This window comes from Pseudonocardia sp. NPDC049635 (genome assembly GCF_040659795.1).
Classification (GTDB): Bacteria; Actinomycetota; Actinomycetes; order Mycobacteriales; family Pseudonocardiaceae; genus Pseudonocardia.
Genome location: NZ_JBFAON010000002.1, coordinates 100,076 through 119,648, shown reverse-complemented (window position 1 = coordinate 119,648; position 19,573 = coordinate 100,076). Strand labels below are relative to the sequence as shown.

The window sequence follows — 19,573 nt, the reverse complement described above, 5'->3', positions numbered from 1 at the left end:
CCGGCGCGCACCGGCGGGGGCTAGCGTCGTCCGGCGAGCCGCCACCGCCCCGGGAGGAACCGCCGATGTCCGCGTTCTGGCATCCGTTCGCCGCCATGCACTCCGTCCGGGCGCACGCCGTGACGATCGCCCGCGGCGAGGACGTCTGGGTCTACGACGACGCCGGCAACCGCTACCTCGACGCCACCGCCAGCCTCTGGTACGCCAACGTCGGGCACGGCAGGCGGGAGATCGTCGACGCGGTCGCCGCCCAGCTCGCGACCCTGGAGGCGTACTCCACGTTCACCGACTTCACCAACGAGCCCGCCGAACGGCTCGCCGCCGAGATCGCCGAGCGCGCCCCGCTCGACGGCGGCAAGGTGTTCTTCACCAGCGGCGGCGGTGACTCGATCGAGACCGCGGGCAAGCTCGCCCGGGAGTACTTCGCCGCGGTCGGCGAACCGCAGCGCACCGTGCTGTTGCACCGCGAGCACAGCTATCACGGCACCCACGGGCTGGGTACCTCGCTGGCCGGGATCCCCGGCAACCGGCTGGCCGGACCGTTCGTGCCGGACGTCGTGCAGGTCCCGTGGGACGACGACGCCGGGCTGGAGAAGGCGATCGTCGACCTCGGCCCGGAGCGGGTCGCCGCGTTCTTCTGCGAACCGGTGATCGGTGCCGGCGGCGTCCTGCCCCCGCCGGAAGGGTATCTCGAGGCGGCCGCCGAGGTGTGCGCAGGCACGGCGTGCTGTTCGTCGCCGACGCCGTCATCTGCGGTTTCGGCAGGCTCGGCGACTGGTTCGGGGTGGAGCGGTTCGGCATCCGCCCGGACATCGCCGTCTTCGCGAAGGGCGTCACGTCGGGATACCAGCCGCTCGGCGGGATCGTCGCCTCCGAGCGGGTGGCCGCGCCGTTCTGGGAGACACCGGGCCGGGTGTTCCGGCACGGCCAGACCTACGCCGGGCATCCCGCGGCGTGCGCGGCGGGCAGCGCGACGATCGCGCTGATGGAGCGTGACGGGTTGCTCGCCGCCGCGGACGCGCTGGAGCCGCAGCTGCTGGAGCGACTGCGCCGGATCGCCGACCATCCGCTGGTCGACCACGCCCGCGGCGGGGTCGGGGTGCTCGGTGCGCTGGCGTTCGACGCCGCCCGGCTCGCCGGGGCGCCCGACCTGCCGCAGCGGGTGTTCCGTGCCGCCCGCGACCGCGGCGTGCTGATCCGCCCGACGGGATCGGCGATCGCCTTCTCCCCGCCCCTCACCACGACCACCGACCATCTCGACCTGCTCGCCGAGGTGACCGCGGCCGCCCTGGACGACGTCGCCGCCGGCCGTTGACCGCACGGGGGCGCCTCGTTCGCACGGGAGCCGGCACGCCGAACCCCGTGCGGGCGGTCGGCTCAGCCCCGGCGCGGGCGATCGGCTCAGCCCCGGTACGGGCGATCGGCTCAGCCCCGGTACGGGCGATCGGCTCAGCCCCGGTACGGGCGGTCGGCTCAGCCTCCGTGCGATGCGGCGCGGCGCATGGTGTGGGCGTCGGCGCCGGAGGGGCGGTAGTAGCGCCTGCGGAGACCGACGATCTCGAAGCCGTGCCGCTCGTACAGCGTGCGGGCGGGCTCGTTGTCGGTGCGGACCTCCAGGAAGACCGTGGCGCGGAGCTCGTCGGCGACCTCCAGCAGCTTCCCCAGCAGGGCCCGGCCGATCCCGCGCCGCTGCCACACCGGGTCGACCCCGATCGTGTGCACCTCCGCCTCGGCCTGTGGCGGACCGGCGATGACGGCGAGCCCGCCGTAGCCGACGAGCTCACCGTCGGCCCGGGCCGCGAGATAGACCTGCCCGGAGGAGACGGCGTCCCGGAACGCCTGCGCGCTCCACGGCGCGTCACCGGGGAACAGCAGCCGCTCCAGCTCCGCGCAACGCTCGGCGTCGGCCCGGTAGAGCGGGCCGATCGTCACGGTCGTGCTCATGCGGTGACGCGCTTGCGCCCGGTGGGTTCCACGGCGTCCGGGCGCCGCAGGTAGAGCGGCTCGATCGGCGCCGGGCACCGCCCGGCGCGCAGGGCGGCCGCTGCCACCCCGACCAGGCCCTCCGGGGTGGGCGCACCGGGGCCGCCGACGGCGACGCCGAGCCGGTCGGCGAACGCCCGGTCCCCGACGACGGTCCCGACCGCCAGCTCGCCGAGCCGGCCGGCGAGCGTCTCCGGTGGTTCGACGGCCGGGCCGCTGAGCCGGCGGGCCGCCGGGTCGTAGGCCGCCCAGTACACCTCGCGCCGGCGCGCGTCGGTGACGACGAGCAGATTGCCCGGCCCGGCCTGCGGGTGTTCCGCGCCCGGCTCGTCGATCCCGGCCGCAGCGAGGGCGAGCGCGTCGTGCGAGCAGACGCCGTGCACGGCGACGCCGAGTGCGTGCCCCAACGCGGCCGCCGAGGCGATCCCGACCCGCAACCCGGTGAACGGGCCCGGCCCGGCCCCGACGACGACGGCACCGACCTCGGACAGCGCCCGCCCGGTCTCCGCGCACAGCGCACGGACGGCGGGCATCAGCAGCTCACCGTGCCTGCGGCCGTCGTGGGCGCGCACCGCGAGGGCCCGCGGGGTGTCCGTGAGCGAGACCAGGCCGGCGGTGACGACCGGTGTCGCGGTGTCCAGGGCCAGTACCAGCACGGTCGGCCAGCCTACGGGCGTGCGGTGCGGCGCAGCGTGGCGACCCGGGTCTCGTCGTCCCGGCGTTCCAGCACGACCTCCACGGCGCTGTCGGTGAGCCGGTCGGCGACCCCGATCCCCCACTCCACGGCGACGACGGCCCGGCCCAGCTCGGTGTCCAGGTCGAGATCGTCGAGCTCGTCGACGACCGCTGCGGCGTCCGCCGTGCCGTCGGCCCCGCCGAGGCGGTAGGCGTCGACGTGCACCAGCGCCGGCCCGTCCCCGGACGGCGGGTGCTCGCGGGCGATCACGAAGGTCGGCGACGCGACCTGCCCGGTCACCCCGAGCCCGCGGGCGAGGCCGCGCACCAGCGCGGTCTTGCCCGCCCCGAGCGGGCCGGCCAGCAGCAGGACGTCCCCGGCCACCAGTTCGCGGCCCAGCTCCTCGCCGAAACCCTCGGTGTCGGTGACGGTCGGCAGCTCCCGGCGTACCGCGGGGGCACCCGCCGCGGGGATCATGTGCGCTCCGTGCGCTTCGGGCGGCCCGCGCCGCGCAGGACACCGGTGCGCCGCCGGGCCCGGCGTGTCGCGTCCCCCGGCCCGGGGAGGCGGTCCGGCCCCTGCGCGGGACGCCTGCGCCGGAACCCGCCGTCGCGGGTACGTTCCATGCTCCGTTCGATCAGCGCGCCCAGCTCCGCGTCGACCTTCCCCGGCTGTTCGAGCATGGGCATGTGCCCGACGCCGGGCAGCCGCACCAGCCGGGCGGTCGGGATCGCGTCGGCGATGACCTCGCTGTGCCGGTACGGGATGATCCGGTCGCCGTCGCCGGCGAGCACCAGCACCTCGGCGCAGCTGAGGCCGGGCAGTGCGGCGAGCCGGTCGTGCGTGCCGAGGGTGTCGACGAAGTCGGTGAGTGCGCCCACCGCGTTCGAGTCGATCATCGTGTCGACCAGGTCGACCATCCGCGGATCGACCTGCCGGTCGCCGTAGGCGAACCGCTTGGTGATCGCCCAGATGATGTCGCCGAGCGCACGGCGGCCGGTCTCGACCAGCCCGGGCTGCCAGGCGGCGAGCCCACCGAGCGCACGGATGACCGGGTTGCGGCGGGACAGGAACGTACCCGGCAGCCCGGACGCCGCCATCTCCCCCGCCGACGTCGACACCAGCGCGACGGCGGCGACCCGGTCGTGGAACAGTTCCGGGTGCTGCTCGGCGAGCGCCATCACCGCCATACCGCCCATCGAGTGCGACACCAGCACCAGCGGCCCCTCCGGGGCCAGCGCACGGATCACCGCGTCGAGATCGCGGCCGAGCTGGTCGATGGTGCAGGAGTCCTGCGGGGCGCGCTCGGAACGGCCGTGGCTGCGCTGGTCGTAGAGCACCATCCGCACCGACGGGTCGGTCATCCCGGCCAGGAACGGGCGCTGCTCCTGCCAGGTCCGCCGGTCCAGCGCGAAACCGTGCACGAGGACGACGGTCACGGCCGGCTCGGAACCGTCCGCGGGCGCGACCTCCTCGCAGGCCAGCCGGATCCCGTCGTCCGCGGTCACCGAGCTCTCCTCCCCGGCGCGGCCGGGCGAGGGCGCCCCGCCGTGCTCGGCCATCTCGGTGGCCAGGCTCCGCCGGGCCGCGGCGATCTTGCGCCGTTGCGCGGCGACCCCGACGCCGGCGGCGGCCCCGACCGCACCCACCAGGCCGCCGGCGATCCCGGCGACCGTCCAGCCCCGGCGGCTCACTCCGCTGCTCCTTCGCGGACCGTGCGCCGCACCCGGCCCTTGATCCCGGTGACGATCTCGTAGTGGATGGTGCCGAGCTCCTCGGCCCACTCGGCGGCGGTGGGCCCGCCGTCGGTCCCGGTCCCGAACAGCTCCACCGGGTCGCCGACGGCGACACCGAGCTCACCGGGCTCACCGCAGTCGACGACGAACTGGTCCATGCACACCCGGCCGGCCACCGGGCGGATCGTGCCGCCGATCCGCACCCGCATCCGCCCGCCGTTGTTCATCCGGCGCGGCACACCGTCGGCGTAACCGAGCGGGACCAGTGCCAGCACCCGCGGCCCGGGCGACACGAACTCGTGGCCGTAGGACACGCCCTCCCCGGCCGGGACCGTCTTCACCAGCGCCACCCGCCCGCGCAGCGTCATCGCCGGGCGCAGCGGGCTGTCCGCCGGTCGCGCGACCGGATCCAGGCCGTAGGCGGCGATACCCGGCCGGACCAGGTCGAGGTGCAGGTCCGGCCGGGTCAGGGTGGCCGCGGAGTTGGCGATGTGTCGTAGCGGGGCGAACCCGCGGTCACGGACGTGCTCGGTCGCGGCGTGCAGCCGGGCCACCTGGGCGTCGATGCTGGGATCACCGAGCTCGTCGGCCCGGGCCAGGTGCGACCAGACGGCGACCGGCTCGGCGGTCCCCTCGGCCGCGGCGGCGGTGACGTCGTCCACCAGGCCGGGCCACTCACCGGGCGGACAACCGTTGCGGCTCAGCCCGGTGTCGGCCTTGAGATGCAGCCGGACCGGCCGCCCCGCGGCGCGGGCACCGGCGAGCACCGCGGCCAGGTGCTCCCGGGACGACACCGACAGCTCCACACCGGCCGCGACGGCGGCGGCGAAGTCCTCGTCGGGCAGGTGCAGCCAGCACAGCAGCGGAGCCTCGATGCCGGCCGAGCGCACCGCGAGCGCCTCGTCGAGGGTCGCGACGCCGAGCCGCGTCGCCCCCGCCGAGAGCGCGGCCCGGGCGACACCGGGCGCACCGTGGCCGTAGCCGTCGGCCTTCACCACGACCATCGTCTCGGCGCCGGAGCGCGCCGCCGAGCCGGACAGCAGTGCAACGTTGTGCCGCACCGCGTCCAGGTCGATCACGGCCTCGGCGCGGGGACCGCCGGCCGGGGGTCTGGCAGCACCCGCACCGGGTGCGGGTTCGGTGGCATGCAGCACGGTCCGATCATCGCATCCCGCATCGGCCGGGCCCGGGAAGCACCCGGGGCCGGGGGTCTCAGCCCGCCGCGGCGCGCACCCTGCTCAGCGCGGCCGGGATCGCCGCCTGCAGCGACGACGCGGGCGCCGGCACCGGCGGCAGACCGTGCCCGCGGGCGGCGAGGGTCGCGGCCCTGGCGTGCACGAGCGTCGCGCACCCGGCTGCCCACCAGGGGTCCGACCCGGCCGCGAGCAGGGCACCGATCATCCCGGTCAGGACGTCCCCGGAGCCCGCGGTCGCGGCCCAGGCGTCGGCGGCCGGGTCGACCAGCACCCGGCCGTCCGGGGCGGCGACGACGGTCGCGTTCCCCTTCAGCAGCACCGTCACCCCCAGCTCGGACGCCGCCGAACGGGCCGCCGCGACCCGGTCGCCGCCGTGCTCGCGGTACAGGTCACCGGCGATCCGGGCGAACTCCCCGGCGTGCGGGGTGAGCACCACCGGCCGGCCGTGGACGCGCTCCCGCAGGGACCGGTCGGCGGCGAGCAGGGTGATCCCGTCGGCGTCGACACAGGCCGGTACCTCCCGGTCCAGCACCGCCTCCAGCACGGCCCGGCCCGCCGAACCGGTGCCGATGCCGGGGCCGACCGCCCAGGCCTGGGTGCGCCCGGCGTCGGTGATGTCCCCGGTGGCGACGATCTCCGGCCAGTGCCTGCGCACCTCGTCCGCGGCGGATCCGGCGAACCGCACCATCCCGGAGGTGGCGAGCACGGCCGCCCCGGCGGCCAGCACGGCCGCACCCGGATAGGTCGCCGATCCGGCGGCGACCCCGACCACGCCCTGGGTGTACTTGTCGTCCTCCGGGCCGGGGACCGGCCAGCGCGCCCCGACGTCGGCGTCGTCGAGCACCCACGCCTGCGGCTCACCGAGGTACGGGGCGAGCCCGATGTCGACCAGCCGGACCGGCCCGCACAGCGGCGCGGCCAGCGCGTGCACCGGTTTGCGGCTGCCGAAGGTGACGGTGAGGTCGGCCCGCACATGGGGACCCTCGACCCGGCCGGTGTCGGTGTCGACCCCGGAGGGCAGGTCGCAGGCGACGACCGGGACACCGGCCGCGGCGTCGACCAGGGCCGGCGCCGGATCACGCAGCGGGCCGCGCCCGGAGATGCCGACGATCCCGTCCACCACGACGTCGGCACCCGCGACCAGCTCGCGCGCCGCGTCCAGGGTGCCCGCCTGCACCGGGAGCACCCGCCCGCGGGCCCGCAGCAGCGCGGCGAGCCCGGCCGGGTGGGCCCGACCCGGGTCCAGCAGCAGCGCGGTGACCGCCGCGCCACGCCGCCGCAGCTGCGCCCCGGCCCACAGCGCGTCGCCACCGTTGTCCCCGGCCCCGACGAGCAGGACCACCCGGCCTCCGTAGGTGGATCCGAGGAAGCCGCCCACGTGCGTGGCCAGCCCACCGGCCGCCCGGCGCATCAGCACCCCGTCGGCGACCGTCCCCGCCGTCGCGCCCTCGGCCGCCCTGACCTGCTCCGCGGTGTACAGCCCGTGCATGGGCCGGAGGGTAGTCCCGCTGCCCGATCGAGGGTCGGCGGAGTGCGCCGTTCGTCCCGCCTACTCGACGGTGACCGACTTCGCCAGGTTCCGCGGCTTGTCCACGTCGTAGCCGCGGGCCCTGGCGATCTCGGCGGCGATCACCTGCAACGGGATCGTCGCCACCAGCGGCTGCAGCAGCGTCGGTACGGCGGGCAGCTCGAAGAGATGGTCGGCGAAGGGCCGCACCGTCTCGTCACCGGTCTCGGCGATCACCACGGTCCGCGCCCCGCGGGCCTTGATCTCCTGGATGTTGCTCAGCAGCTTGGAGTGCAGCACCGCCCGTCCCTTGGGCGACGGCATCACGACGACGACCGGCAGGCCGTCCTCGATCAGCGCGATCGGGCCGTGCTTGAGCTCACCGGCGGCGAACGCCTCGGCGTGCATGTAGGCGAGCTCCTTCAGCTTCAGCGCCCCCTCCAGCGCCACCGGGAAACCGACGTGGCGGCCCAGGAACAGCACCGCCTTCGACGGTGCCAGCTCCTGGCCGAGCGCACGGGCCTGCCCGAGCGACTCCAGCACCTCGGCGACGGCCGACGGGATGGCCTCCAGCTGCTCGTACTCGCGGACCACCTCGTCCGGGTACTTGGTGCCGCGGGCCTGTGCCAGCGCCAGGCCGACCAGGTAGTTCGCCGCGACCTGCGCGGTGAAGGTCTTCGTGGCGGCGACGCCGATCTCCGGGCCGGCGTGGGTGTAGATCACCGCGTCGGACTCGCGCGGGATCTGCGCGCCGTTGGTGTTGCAGATCGCCAGCACCCGGGCCTTCTGGTCCTTGGCGTGCCGCAGCGCCTCCAGGGTGTCGGCCGTCTCGCCGGACTGGGAGATCGCGACCACCAGGGTGGACCGGTCGAGCACCGGGTCCCGGTAGCGGAACTCGCTCGCCAGCTCGATCTCCACCGGCAGCCGGGTCCAGTGCTCGATCGCGTACTTGGCGAGCAGCCCGGAGTGGTAGGCGGTGCCGCAGGCCACGACGAACACCTTGTCGACGTCGCGCAGGTCCTGGTCGGTGAGCCGCTGCTCGTCGAGCACGATCCGGCCGTCGACGAGGTGCCCGCGCAGGGTGTCGGCGATCGCGGTGGGCTGCTCCTCGATCTCCTTGAGCATGAAGTAGTCGTGACCGCCCTTCTCGGCGGCGGCCAGGTCCCAGGTCACCTGGAACGGGGTGGCGGTCACCGGCTCACCGTGGAAGTCGGTCACCTCGTAACCGTCCCGGGTGATGGTGACGACCTGGTCCTGGCCGAGCTCGACGGCGGAGCGGGTGTGCTCGATGAACGCCGCGACGTCGGAGGCGAGGAACGTCTCCCCCTCGCCGAGGCCGAGCACCAGCGGGGAGTTCCGGCGGGCGGCCACGATCCGGTCCGGCTCGTCGGCGTGCGTGACGACGAGGGTGAAGGCCCCCTCCAGCCGGCGGGCCACCGCGCGGACGGTCGCCGGGAGGTCCCCCGCGGTCTCCCCCTCGGCGTGGGCGATGGCGACCAGGTGCGCCGCCGTCTCGGTGTCGGTGTCGGACTCCGCCCAGATCCCGCGCGCCTCCAGCTCGGCACGCAGCTCCATGAAGTTCTCGATGATGCCGTTGTGGACGACCGCGACCTTGCCGTCGCTGCTGCGGTGCGGGTGCGCGTTGCGGTCGGTCGGCGGACCGTGCGTGGCCCAGCGGGTGTGCCCGATCCCGGACGTGGCGACGAACCCGTCCCGGCCGATCTCGTCGAGGCGGGCCTCCAGGTTCGCGAGAGCCCCTGCCCGGCGCTCCACCAGCAGCTCGCCGTCGTGGGGGAAGGCCACGCCGGCGGAGTCGTACCCGCGGTACTCCAGGCGGCGCAGACCGCCGAGAACCACGTCGAGTGCGACCTGATGACCGACGTAACCGACGATGCCACACATACGGCTGAGCGTATCGACGCCCGGTCCGCGATCTTCCGGCGCCGGGTGCGACCGGCGCCACGCCCGGCGGCGGCACACGGCGGGCAGGTCGTGACCTGCACCGGTACGGTGCCGACCGTGGCTCGGAGCAGCGTGACCCGTCCCCCGTCCATGAAGGGGGCCAAGGACGCCCTCGGCGTGCTCTCCCGGCCGGGTCCCCACCCGGTCCGGTTCGGCGATCTCGGCCTGGTCGGGCTGCCGGGCATCGTGTACACCCCGGCCGAGGGTTACCAGCTGCCCGCCGTCGTGCTCGGGCACGCCTGGCTGCAACCGGTCCGCCGCTACCACGAGCTGTTGCGCCACCTCGCGACCTGGGGTTTCGTGGCCGCGGCACCGAACACCCAGCGCGGCCCGGTCCCCAGCGTGTCCCGCTTCTCGGCGGACCTGAACACCGTGCTCGACGTCTGCGTCGGTGTCCGGCTCGGCGACGGTCACCTCAGCGTGGACGCCCGCCGCACCGCCCTGGTCGGGCACGGCATCGGCGGCGGCGCGGCGATCCTGGCCGCCGCGGCTCGGGAGCGCCTCGGAGCGCTGGTCACGCTCGCCCCCGCCGAGACGGCGCCGTCGGCGATCGAGGCCGCGAGCCGGGTGACCGCGCCGACGCTGCACCTGGCCGCCGCGGTCGACTCGCTGGCCCCGGCCGCCGGGCACGCCGAGCCGATCGCCAGGGCCGCCGGTGGTGAGGTGACCCTGCGCAGCATCGAGAAGGCCGGTCACCTCGGCTTCTGCGAGGGCACCCACTGGTCGAGCCTGCTGCTGCAGAACCGCCCCCAGCACCGCACCCGCAAGATCACCCGGGCGCTGGTGACGGCGTTCCTCATGCAGGAGCTGCTCGGCGAGAAGCGGGTGTCGGCGCTCACCTCGGGCGACGTCCCGGGGGCCCCGCTGGTCGATCTCACCCCGCCCGAGGACGAGCAGGAGGCCCCCGCCGAGGGCCTCCTGGGCATCGGCCGCTGAACGGGTCCGCCCGCACCTGATCCCGGATCGGGCACCGGCACGCGCGCCGGGCGAACGGTCCGGTGCCCGATCCGGGATCAGCGGTCGGGGTGCGGGTCGAGCGGCGGGAGCAGCGGGGTGACGACGCCGCGGCGGTCGGTGGTGCGGGTTCCGGTCGGGGGCGGGGGTGTGGCAGTCGGCCATGCCGGACCGGGGCCCGCCGGACCGGAGGCGGCCGGGTCGGGGGCGGCCGGATCGGGGGCGGCGTCGAGCTGTTCCCGTTCGGCCGACGCGGCGGCGGCGAGCCGGTCCGTCGCCCGCCGCACCAGATCGAGCCGATCCGCCCACTCCCGGCCCGCAGGATCGTCCCAGGCGGCGGCGAGGGCACGACGCACCGCGACCAGCACATCGGCGGTGTCGTCGAGCCGCTCGACGAGCCGGCGCAGCGCGGCACTCTGCTCGCCCACCCCGGTCACCGACGCGGCTCCGTCCGGAACGCGGCGGCCGACATCTCGTCGGCCGCGCGGGCGGTGGCGGCGCAGCACCGGGCCGTCCCGGCCAGCGACTCCAGCTCGTCGGCTATCCGCAGGGCGTCGACGCCGTGATCACCGGTCGGGCCGGCGGCGCCCGCCGCACGCAGATCCACCACGACGTCGTCGAGCCGGGCCGCCGCCCGGTCCAGTGCATCGGGGTCGCGCTGCAGGTCCGGTCGCATCCGCCCACCCTGGCCGATCCGGGCCGCCGGTGCCCCCGCCCGTTCACGACCGCGAACGGCCGCCGGTCGGGCGCCGCGGTGCGCACGACGGCGACCGCGCACCGCCCGACCGGTCGCAGCTCAGCTCGCGGTGGCGACGACGTCGGCCAGCCGGGCGGCGACGGCGTCGGCCTCCTCGGAGGTGGGGGCCTCGACCATGACCCGGACCAGCTGCTCGGTGCCCGAGGGGCGCAGCAGCACCCGCCCGGTCTCCCCGAGCTCTGCCTCGGCCTTCGCCACGGCCTCGGCGACCCGGTCGGACGCGGCGACCGCGTCCCGGTCACCGACCACGACGTTGCGCAGCACCTGGGGCAGCGGAGTCATGACCGACGCCAGCTCGGCCAGCGAGGACCCGGTCGAGGCGACCCGGCTCATCAGCCGCAGCGCGGTGAGCAGGCCGTCACCGGTGGTGGCGTGCCCCGGCATCACGACGTGCCCGGACTGCTCACCGCCGAGCGAGAACCCGCCCGCGCGCAGCCGCTCCAGCACGTACCGGTCACCGACCTTGGTGGTGTCCAGGGTGATCCCGGCCTCGCGCATGGCGATGTGCAGGCCCAGGTTGCTCATCACGGTCGCGACGAGCGTGTCGTGGGCGAGCTCGCCGGCCTCGCGCATGGCGAGCGCGAGCACCGCCATGATCCGGTCGCCGTCGACGACGTTGCCGGCGCCGTCCACCGCGAGGCAGCGGTCCGCGTCACCGTCGTGGGCGATGCCGAGATCGGCCCCCTGCTCGACGACCGCCCGCCGCAGCGGCTCCAGGTGGGTCGAGCCGACGCCGTCGTTGATGTTCAGGCCGTCCGGCTCGGCGTGCAGCGCGATCACGTCAGCACCGGCCTGGCGGTAGGCCTCCGGCGCGGCGACCGACGCGGCGCCGTGCGCGCAGTCGACGACCACCTTCAACCCGTTCAACGAACCGGGGGCGGCCGACAGCAGGTGGTCGACGTAGACGGTGGTCGCGTCCGGCGCGTCCCACACCCGCCCGATGGCCTCCCCGGTGGGGCGGGTCGCGGCGTGGCCGATCCCGCGCTCGATCTCGGCCTCGACGTCGTCGGGCAGCTTGTGACCCCCGGCGGCGAACAGCTTGATGCCGTTGTCGGGCATCGGGTTGTGCGACGCGGAGATCATCACGCCGAGGTCGGCACCCGCCTCGACCACCAGGTGCGCGACACCCGGGGTGGGCAGCACGCCGACCCGGATCGCGTCGGCGCCGGCCGAGGTCAGGCCCGCGACGACGGCGGCTTCCAGCATCTCCCCGCTCGCGCGCGGGTCCCGGCCCACCACCGCGACGGGGCGGCGACCGGCTCCGTTCGACAGGGTTCGCGCGGCCGAGGCGCAGACACCAACGGCGAACTCCGGAGTGAGGAGTTCGCCGTTGGCCAGGCCCCGGACGCCGTCTGTCCCGAAAAGGCGACGCATCCGGTTCGCGATCAGCGCTTGGAGTACTGGGGCGCCTTGCGGGCCTTCTTGAGGCCGTACTTCTTGCGCTCGACGGCGCGAGCGTCCCGGGTGAGGAATCCGGCCTTCTTCAGGGCCGGGCGGTCCTCGGAGTCGAGCTCGACCAGCGCACGGGCGATGGCCAGGCGCAGCGCGCCGGCCTGACCCGCGGTGCCGCCGCCGCGCAAGTTCGCGAAGATGTCGAACCGCTCCGTCTTCTCGACGGTGACCAGCGGCTCCTTCACGATCTGCTGGTGCAGCTTGTTCGGGAAGTAGGTCTCGAGCGGCTTGCCGTTCAGCGTGAACCCGCCGGTGCCGGGCAGCACCCGGACACGGACGACGGCCTCCTTGCGGCGGCCGACGGTCTGCACCGGACGGTCACCCTGCAGCGGCGCCTCGGCGGCGAACGAAGCACCGTCGAAGTCGGCGTTCTCCTCGATCGAGTAGTCGACCTCGTCGACGGCCTCGAACCCTGCGGCCTCACCGACGGTCTCGGTCAGCTCGGTCTCGGTCTCGGTCGCCTCGGCGGCCGCACCCTCGGTCTCGACCGCGTCGACGACCTCGTCGGGTCCGTTCTCGGGGCTGGTCACGGGCTGTCCCTCTTCGTTGCTCGGGGTGGTCACTGGCTGACCTGGGTGATCTCGAACGGCTGCGGCTTCTGCGCGGCGTGCGGGTGGTCCGGGCCGGCGTACACCTTCAGCTTCTTGGCCATCGCCCGCCCGAGACGGTTCTTCGGCAGCATGCCCTTGATCGCCTTCTCGACCAGGCGGTCGGGCTGGCTGTCGATCATCTCGCCGACGGAGCGCTGGCGCAGGCCGCCCGGGAAGCCGGAGTGGCGGTAGACGTACTTGTCGGTCCGCTTGTTGCCGGACACCGAGATCTTCTCGGCGTTCACGATCACCACGAAGTCGCCGGTGTCGACGTGCGGCGCGTAGGTCGGCTTGTGCTTGCCGCGCAGCAGCGTGGCGGCGTGCGTGGCGAGCCGACCGAGGCGCACGTCGTCGGCATCGATCACGTGCCAGGCGCGGGTGATGTCGCCGGGCTTGGGGCTGTACGTGGGCACGGATCTACCTCGTCGTCGTTCTCGGCTGCGGTGGGCGGTACCGGCGGAATCGTCCGCTCGGCTCCGGCCCACACTGGTGTGGTTCCTAGCGTGCCGCTGGTGGACGCCGGAGGGACGCTCGCCCGCCGGAGTTCGCTGCCTCGTACCTGCTCGAGGAACGACGGTCGGCGCCCGCGGGTCTCCACCGCTGCACAACGAGTGTCAAGAGTACCGGGCGATCCCGGGAGCGGGCGCGAGGGGGGTCGGTCACCCGCTCCCGGGATGGTCAGACGCCGAATCGGCCCGCGTTGCGCCGTTCCACGTCCTGGTAGCTCTGACCGGCCGTGGACACGAGCGTCCGGATCCGCTGCAGCGTCGCGGTGAGGTCGGTCGCCGAACGGTCCCAGCGTTGCTGGGCCTCGTTGTAGCGACCCGCCGCGTCACCGGTCCAGCCCGCCACCACCGGGCTCAGATACTGCCGCAGGTCACCCAGCTGCCCGGTGATCCTCGCGCTGGCCCCGTCGATGTCCGCCGCCGCCTGGTCGATCGCCGCGAACGTGACCCTGATCTCCGATCCCATGACCCGTCCCTTCAGCCCAGCACCGATGTGATCGCGGAGACGTTCCGCGCGTTCTCGTCCTCCACCTGCTGATACGCGGCGGCCGTCCCGCCGAGCTGCTCGGCGATGTCGGCGAGTGCGACGTTGAGCCGCTTCGCCTCGGTGTCCCATTCCGCCATCAGCGCGGTGAACGCCGTCGCGGCCGCCCCCGTCCACTGCCCGCGGGTCGCCTCCAGCCGCGAGCGGAGCCCGCCCAGCTCACCGTTGACCGCCTCGCTCACCTCCCGCACCTGGCCCGCCGCGAGGGCCATCTCCTCGGTCGTCGTCCCGAATCCCTGGGCCATCCGCCTCACCCCGTCCCGTTCCGGCCGGGCGGTCGCCCGGCCGGCGCACCGTGGCAGGGCCACCGCGCGGGCGCTGCCGTTCCCGGGAGGACGTTCGCGGGCGGGAACGCCTCACGGCACCCGTCGCACCGATCCGGCGACCTCGGCGCAGGCGTCCGGCGGTTCGGCGGCGACCGGTCTGCGGCATCCGACGACGAGCTGATCGGTGCCGGTGAACAGCACGAACCAGTCGACGACGGTGCCGTCCCCCGGGCGCTGGGTGTAGTGGTGCGTGCCGGGAGCAGCACCGGGTCCCGGCGGGCTCACCCCGTCGGCGCCGGACAGTCCCGCGGCCAGCTCACGGCGGGCGCGGTCCGGCTCGCGGTCGGCATCGAAGCCGAGCAGGCTGCGTTCGACCAGCACGAGCTCGGCCCCGTCCGGGCGCCCCACCGGGGTGAGCAGGATGCGCCGGCGCGCCGGGTCGCCACCGGAGTGCTCCCATCCGGCGGGCAGCGCGACCGCGTACCCGTACTGGACGACGGTCCCGTCGTACTGCGGTGCCGGCCCCGGGCCACCGGCCAGCAGGCCCGCGGCGAGCAGGACCACCCCGAGCGCGACGACCGAGGGCAGCGCGGCCCGGCGCAGCGCCCGGTGTGCTCCGTGCCGGGTGCTGCGCCCCCGGCTCCCCGCCCCGGGCCACGACCGCCCGGTGACCACCGCTCCCGGCGGGCCGGGCCCGGTCGGTCCGGTACCCGGCCGCCCGGCTCCGGCCGGGCCCGCCCCGGGCGGCCGCGGCCCGCGTCCCACGCCGTCGAGGTCCCACCGCTGCGGGGTCTCCCCCGGCTGCCCGGCGACCAGCAACCCGGCACCCAGCAGCGCGGCACCCAGCACCGCGGCGGTGTCCGGCCCCGCTCCGGTGACCGCGGCCGGATCCTCCGGGTCACCCGGATCCGCCGGCCCGGCCGGTCGCACCGGGCAGGGTGCTGCCGGGACCGCCCCGGCCGGTTCGCCCGGCCACGCGCCCACCAGCACGATCTCCACCGCCCCGACCGCCCGTGCCGTGGCCGCGAGCGACTGTGGCTGAGAATATGGCTGGAGATGTGGCTGGAACTGTGGCCGGAGCTGCGGCTCGATCGTCCCGTCCCGGACCACCACCGTCTCGACCCGGCCCGACCTGGCCTCGGCCACCAGGACCGGCCCCGCCGGCGGGACCGGCCCGACCGCGAGCGCGGCCACCGCGACCGGGACCGTCTCCACCCGCGCGGTGCCGGGGAACGCGCCACCGGGGGTCGCCCCGACCCGCACGACGACCGACGGTGGGTGATCGCCGAAGAAGTCCGCGACGGCGACCGCGGGGGTGGTGCCGCCCGGCGCGGCGGTGAGCAGCCGGACCCCGTCCGCGTCCGCCGCGGCGAGCAGCACCCGGTCCGGGTGGGCGTGCACGGCCACCGCGTACCCGCTCATCCCGGTTCGGCCCAGGCGAGTTGCATGCGGCGGGCACCGTGCCTGCGGTCGACCAGCACCGTCCGCCCCGGCGGCCCGGGCCGCGGCTTCACCTTCTCCAGCAGCGCCCCCTCGTCGGGGCTCCCGGACCCGACCAGGCCCGGTGCGCCGAGCTCGCGCAGCCTGCCCAGCACCGGATCGAACAACGCCCTCGCCGCGCCACCGGTCCGACGGGTCAGCACCACGTGCAACCCGACGTCGCGGGCCTGCGGCAGGTACTCGGCCAGCGGCAGCAGCGGGTGCGGGGCCGCCCCGCCGGACGGGACGACCAGGTCGTAGTCGTCCACCAGCAGCCACAGCTCCGGCCCGCTCCACCACGACCGGTCGCGCAGCTGCTGTGCGGAGACGTCGGGCCCCGGCAGCCGTCGGCCCAGCGAGCCCGCGATGTCGGCACACGCCCGGGCGGTGGCCTGCGCGGTCGAGGTGTGCGCCAGCAGGTGCGCGGCGCCGATGCTCCCGAGCAGCGTCCGCCGGTGGTCGACGGCGACGATGCGGGCCTGTTCGGGCGTCCACCGGCGGGCGATGTCGCGGGCCAGCAGCCGGAGCAGGTTCGTCTTGCCGCCACCGGAGTCGGCGAAGCAGAGCAGGTGCGGCTCGTCCGGATCGAGCTCGACCGTCGCGAGCCGGTCCTCGTCGACCCCGACGGCGGCCCCGCGGCCGGGCCCGGCCGGCAGCTCCTCCACCGCGATCCGCTCCGGGAGCAACCGGACCTCCGGCATCGGTGGCCCCTCCCAGGCGGCCGCGATGCCGGGCGCGAGGTCACCGCCGGGCTCGGGCCACGGGGCGGCGACCACGGCGGGGGCGCCGTCCGGGGCGAGCCCGTGTCCGGGACGGACCGGCACCGACGCGGCCCGGCGACGGTCCACCTCGGACTCGCCGGGGTCACCGAGGCGCAGCTCGATCCGGGTGCCGAGCTGGTCCTTGAGCGCCGGCCGGAACTCGGCCCACCGGGCGGCGGTCACCGCCACGTGCACGCCGTAGGCCAGACCTGCCGACGCCAGCGCGGTGAACCGCTCGTCGAGGTCCTCGAACCCGGACCGCAGCGCCGCCCATCCGTCGATCACGAGCAGCAGGTCGGTGCACGGTTCGTCGGGCAGGGCCCCGGCCGCGCGCCGGGTCCGGAACTCCTCGATCCCGGTGATCCCGTGCGTGGCGAACAGCTGCTCGCGCCGGTCGACGGTCGCGACCACCTCCGCGACGACCCGGCGTACCAGGTCGGGTCGCCGCCGGTCGGCGACCGTCCCGACGTGCGGCAGCCCGGTGAGCGGCCCGAGCCCGCCGCCGCCCAGGTCCAGCACGTGCACACCCAGCTCGTGCGGGGTTCGGGTGAGCGCGAGCGCGGTCACGATCGTGCGCAGCGTCGTCGACTTGCCCGACCGCGGACCGCCGACGACGGCGAGATGCCCGGCCGCTCCCGACAGATCGACCGTGAGCAGGTCCCGTCTCTGCAGGTAGGGCCGGTCGACGAGGCCGACGGCCACCGCGGTCCAGCCGGGCGGGCCCGGTGCCTGCAGGCCACGTCCCGGCCGCGGGACCGGGTCACCGAGCACCGTGGTCAGCGGTGGCGGTTCCTCCAGCGGTGGCAGCCACACCCGGTGTGCCCGAGGGCCGGGGCCGTTCATCGCGGCGACCAGCCGGTCGAGCACGCTCGGCGCCGTGACCTGGTCGGGCACCGGGCCCGGGACCACCTCCGGACCCGGCAGCACGACCGGTGCGGTCGAGAACGGCAGCGCCCGGCGCGGCGCCCACGGCCCGCCCCGGCTGCCGGGGGCGTCGTCCTCCGGACCGGAGACGTAGGCGGCCCGGAAGCGGACCAGCTCGTCGGTCCCCGCCGACAGGTACGCCGAGCCGGGGGTCGGCGGGAGCAGATGGGCGTCCGGCACGCCGAGCACCGCACGGGACTCCGCGGCCGAGAACGTCCGCAGGGCGATCCGGTACGACAGGTGCGACTCCAGGCCGCGCAGCCGCCCCTCCTCCAGCCGCTGGGACGCGAGCAGCAGATGGATCCCCAGCGACCGGCCGAGCCTGCCGATGGTGACCATCAGGTCGATCATCTCGGGGCGCTGGGCGAGCAGCTCGGAGAACTCGTCGACGACCACCAGCAACGACGGCAGCGGATCCAGTGCCGCCCCGTCCCGCCGGGCCGCGTCGTGCTCGGCCAGCGAGGCGAGGTTCCCGGCGGCCCGCAGCAGCTCCTGCCGCCGGGTGATCTCACCGGCGAGCGCGTCGGCCATCCGGTCGACCAGCGTCAGCTCCTCGGCCAGGTTCGTGATCACCGCCGAGACGTGCGGCAACCCGGCCAGCCCGAGGAACGTCGCCCCGCCCTTGAAGTCGACCAGCACCAGGTTCAGCTCGTCCGGACCGGCGGTGGCGACCAGGCCGAGCACCAGCGTCCGCAGCAGCTCGGACTTGCCGGAGCCGGTCGCGCCGATGCACAGCCCGTGCGGCCCGGACCCGCCCTGTGCCGACTCCTTGAGGTCGAGCAGCACGGGCCGGCCCGCGGTGTCGGTGCCCAGGGGCACGCGCAGCCGCTCCACCGGCCCGCGACGCCCGCGCAGCGCCGCGATCCCGTCGACGTCCGGTGGCGCGAGGCCGAGCAGCGCCCCCAGCCCGGGGGGCCGGTCGTCCACCGGGCCGCCGGTGGGATCGGCGGCCCCGTCCGGCCGGTAGCGGGCCAGCCGTCGCGCGAGCGCGCGCGCCTCCGCCCCGGTGACCGCGTCCGGGACTCCGACGAGCCTCCCGCCGGGGCCGCCGCGACGCAGCGTCCGGACGCCGGACGGCCCGGTTCCGACCGCGAGCCGCAGCACCGACACCGCGGGCCGGCGCCCGCCGGCCGGGCCGATCCGCAGCACGGTGACGCCGGGCACGCCGGCCCACGCACCGGGGGTGTCGGCGGTGCCGTCGAGCACCACCACCAGGTGCCGGCCACCCGATGACGGCTCGTCCACCCACCAGCGACGGACCCGGTCCGGGTCGTCGGTGACCATCCGCAACGGACCGACCGCGTCGAATCGGCTCGGGTGCCCGTTGTGCGGCAACCACTTGACCCAGTCCCAGCGCCCGGCGGCCGATCCGGACGCGACGACGGCCAACCGCGCGTCGTCCGGGCCGTGCCACAGCACGTACTGCACGACGAGCGCGCGGGCCAGGTCGAGGGCGGCGCCGGCCGGGTCCGCGGGACCGGCGGGACCGGCCGGGCCCGCACCGGGGTCGGGCTCCACCCAGATCGTCGCCGACGCCCTGGCGTCCACCGCGACGGGGAGGTCGTCCACGGTGGAGTGACGCCGCAGGAAGCGGCGCAGCGCGAGCGCCGAGAGCGGTTCGAGGCTCTCCAGCGGACCGGTGTGCGGCGCACTGATCCGGGACGCGAGTCGCTGGGTGCCGCGGCCCGCGCGGAGCCGGCCGAAGTCGTCGGCGGGGCGGCGCTCCCAGAGCCGCCCCGCGGCCAGCACGTCCGGCCAGGCGGCCGGGTCGGGGTGCACGAACTCCAGCGCACGGCGCTGCCGGGCCGCGGTCTCCCGCGCACGCCCGGCGAGGACCTCGAGGTAGCGCAGGTAGTCGCGGCGGTCCTCGTCCATCGTGGCGGTGCGCGCGCCCGCCCCGCGGCCGGCGCCGGTGAACAGCATGCCCAGCGCGGAGAGCGCGAACATCCCGCCGAACAGCCACGTCCCGGTGTCCCCGCGGCCGAGGACCACGAACAGCACCGCGCCACCGACCATCAGCAGCGGCAGCAACCGCTGGGCCAGGCCGCCGGGGACCGGCCGCTCCGGCTCCGGCGGCGGTTCCGGTACCAGCTCGCCGCCGGGCAGCTCCGGCACCGACCGGCGGGGCCGCCGCAACCCGATCGTCCCGCCCACCACGAACCTCCTTCGTGGACCCGCGTCCCGTGGGCCCGAGTTGTCCCGAACGCCCACGGCCGTCACCGGGACCGGCGAATACTCGCAGCGGCCCGGCCCCGACGCGGCCGTTTCCGACAACTCCCC

Annotated in this window: 17 protein-coding genes and 1 pseudogene; 2 read left to right on the top strand and 16 right to left on the bottom strand. The window is 75.7% G+C overall.

The window, feature by feature from the left end; genetic code table 11:
• Positions 1-65 precede the first annotated feature (65 nt).
• Positions 66-1,315 (top strand): annotated as a pseudogene (locus tag AB0J24_RS03295) (aspartate aminotransferase family protein).
• A gap of 158 nt (positions 1,316-1,473) precedes the next feature.
• Here AB0J24_RS03295 and rimI read toward each other — a convergent pair.
• The 7 genes from rimI to glmS form a co-directional block, all read right to left on the bottom strand.
• Positions 1,474-1,944 (bottom strand): ribosomal protein S18-alanine N-acetyltransferase, encoded by a 471-nt coding sequence (gene rimI, locus AB0J24_RS03290; protein ID WP_358674691.1) that lies wholly within the window; start codon positions 1,942-1,944, stop codon positions 1,474-1,476.
• Positions 1,941-2,639, bottom strand: coding sequence for a tRNA (adenosine(37)-N6)-threonylcarbamoyltransferase complex dimerization subunit type 1 TsaB (tsaB, locus tag AB0J24_RS03285; RefSeq protein WP_358674688.1), 699 nt, complete (start codon positions 2,637-2,639; stop codon positions 1,941-1,943). Before tsaB ends, rimI begins: the two co-directional genes overlap by 4 nt.
• An 11-nt stretch (positions 2,640-2,650) precedes the next feature.
• A complete protein-coding gene (gene tsaE / locus AB0J24_RS03280) occupies positions 2,651-3,136 on the bottom strand; it encodes a tRNA (adenosine(37)-N6)-threonylcarbamoyltransferase complex ATPase subunit type 1 TsaE (protein ID WP_358674685.1) in 486 nt (161 codons plus the stop codon).
• Positions 3,133-4,353 carry an alpha/beta hydrolase gene (locus AB0J24_RS03275; RefSeq protein ID WP_358674682.1) on the bottom strand — a complete coding sequence of 407 codons (1,221 nt, stop codon included), beginning with the start codon at positions 4,351-4,353 and terminating at the stop codon, positions 3,133-3,135. Before AB0J24_RS03275 ends, tsaE begins: the two co-directional genes overlap by 4 nt.
• Complete coding sequence (alr, locus tag AB0J24_RS03270; protein ID WP_358675408.1) at positions 4,350-5,546, bottom strand: alanine racemase; 1,197 nt, start codon at positions 5,544-5,546, stop codon at positions 4,350-4,352. The genes AB0J24_RS03275 and alr overlap by 4 nt, the downstream gene beginning before the upstream one ends.
• Before the next feature lie 61 nt (positions 5,547-5,607).
• Positions 5,608-7,080, bottom strand: a complete 1,473-nt coding sequence (locus AB0J24_RS03265; protein ID WP_358674679.1) for an NAD(P)H-hydrate dehydratase — start codon at positions 7,078-7,080, stop codon at positions 5,608-5,610.
• A 60-nt stretch (positions 7,081-7,140) separates the two neighbouring features.
• Positions 7,141-9,000, bottom strand: a complete 1,860-nt coding sequence (gene glmS / locus AB0J24_RS03260) for a glutamine--fructose-6-phosphate transaminase (isomerizing) (protein WP_358674676.1) — start codon at positions 8,998-9,000, stop codon at positions 7,141-7,143.
• A 117-nt stretch (positions 9,001-9,117) separates the two neighbouring features.
• Between glmS and AB0J24_RS03255 the strand changes: the two genes are divergently transcribed.
• The gene (locus AB0J24_RS03255) at positions 9,118-9,996 is read left to right on the top strand and encodes a dienelactone hydrolase family protein (RefSeq protein WP_358674673.1); all 879 of its coding nucleotides are present in this window, start codon (positions 9,118-9,120) and stop codon (positions 9,994-9,996) included.
• A gap of 77 nt (positions 9,997-10,073) precedes the next feature.
• Here AB0J24_RS03255 and AB0J24_RS03250 read toward each other — a convergent pair whose 3' ends face one another.
• The 9 genes from AB0J24_RS03250 to eccCa form a co-directional block, all read right to left on the bottom strand.
• Positions 10,074-10,451 (bottom strand): hypothetical protein, encoded by a 378-nt coding sequence (locus AB0J24_RS03250; protein ID WP_358674670.1) that lies wholly within the window; start codon positions 10,449-10,451, stop codon positions 10,074-10,076.
• The gene (locus tag AB0J24_RS03245; protein ID WP_358674668.1) at positions 10,448-10,690 is read right to left on the bottom strand and encodes a hypothetical protein; all 243 of its coding nucleotides are present in this window, start codon (positions 10,688-10,690) and stop codon (positions 10,448-10,450) included. The genes AB0J24_RS03250 and AB0J24_RS03245 overlap by 4 nt, the downstream gene beginning before the upstream one ends.
• Positions 10,691-10,810: 120 nt before the next feature.
• The gene (gene glmM / locus AB0J24_RS03240) at positions 10,811-12,145 is read right to left on the bottom strand and encodes a phosphoglucosamine mutase (protein WP_358674665.1); all 1,335 of its coding nucleotides are present in this window, start codon (positions 12,143-12,145) and stop codon (positions 10,811-10,813) included.
• 11 nt (positions 12,146-12,156) lie between these two features.
• A complete protein-coding gene (gene rpsI, locus AB0J24_RS03235) occupies positions 12,157-12,753 on the bottom strand; it encodes a 30S ribosomal protein S9 (RefSeq protein ID WP_358674663.1) in 597 nt (198 codons plus the stop codon).
• A 29-nt stretch (positions 12,754-12,782) separates the two neighbouring features.
• Positions 12,783-13,226 (bottom strand): 50S ribosomal protein L13, encoded by a 444-nt coding sequence (rplM, locus tag AB0J24_RS03230; RefSeq protein WP_358674660.1) that lies wholly within the window; start codon positions 13,224-13,226, stop codon positions 12,783-12,785.
• 265 nt (positions 13,227-13,491) lie between these two features.
• On the bottom strand, positions 13,492-13,785 hold the full coding sequence (locus AB0J24_RS03225; protein ID WP_358674657.1) for a WXG100 family type VII secretion target: 294 nt from the start codon (positions 13,783-13,785) through the stop codon (positions 13,492-13,494).
• Positions 13,786-13,796: 11 nt separating this feature from the next.
• Positions 13,797-14,108, bottom strand: coding sequence for a WXG100 family type VII secretion target (locus tag AB0J24_RS03220; RefSeq protein WP_358674654.1), 312 nt, complete (start codon positions 14,106-14,108; stop codon positions 13,797-13,799).
• Positions 14,109-14,219: 111 nt separating this feature from the next.
• Complete coding sequence (locus AB0J24_RS03215) at positions 14,220-15,551, bottom strand: hypothetical protein (protein WP_358674651.1); 1,332 nt, start codon at positions 15,549-15,551, stop codon at positions 14,220-14,222.
• Positions 15,548-19,447 (bottom strand): type VII secretion protein EccCa, encoded by a 3,900-nt coding sequence (gene eccCa, locus AB0J24_RS03210; RefSeq protein WP_358674648.1) that lies wholly within the window; start codon positions 19,445-19,447, stop codon positions 15,548-15,550. The genes AB0J24_RS03215 and eccCa overlap by 4 nt, the downstream gene beginning before the upstream one ends.
• Positions 19,448-19,573 lie beyond the last annotated feature (126 nt).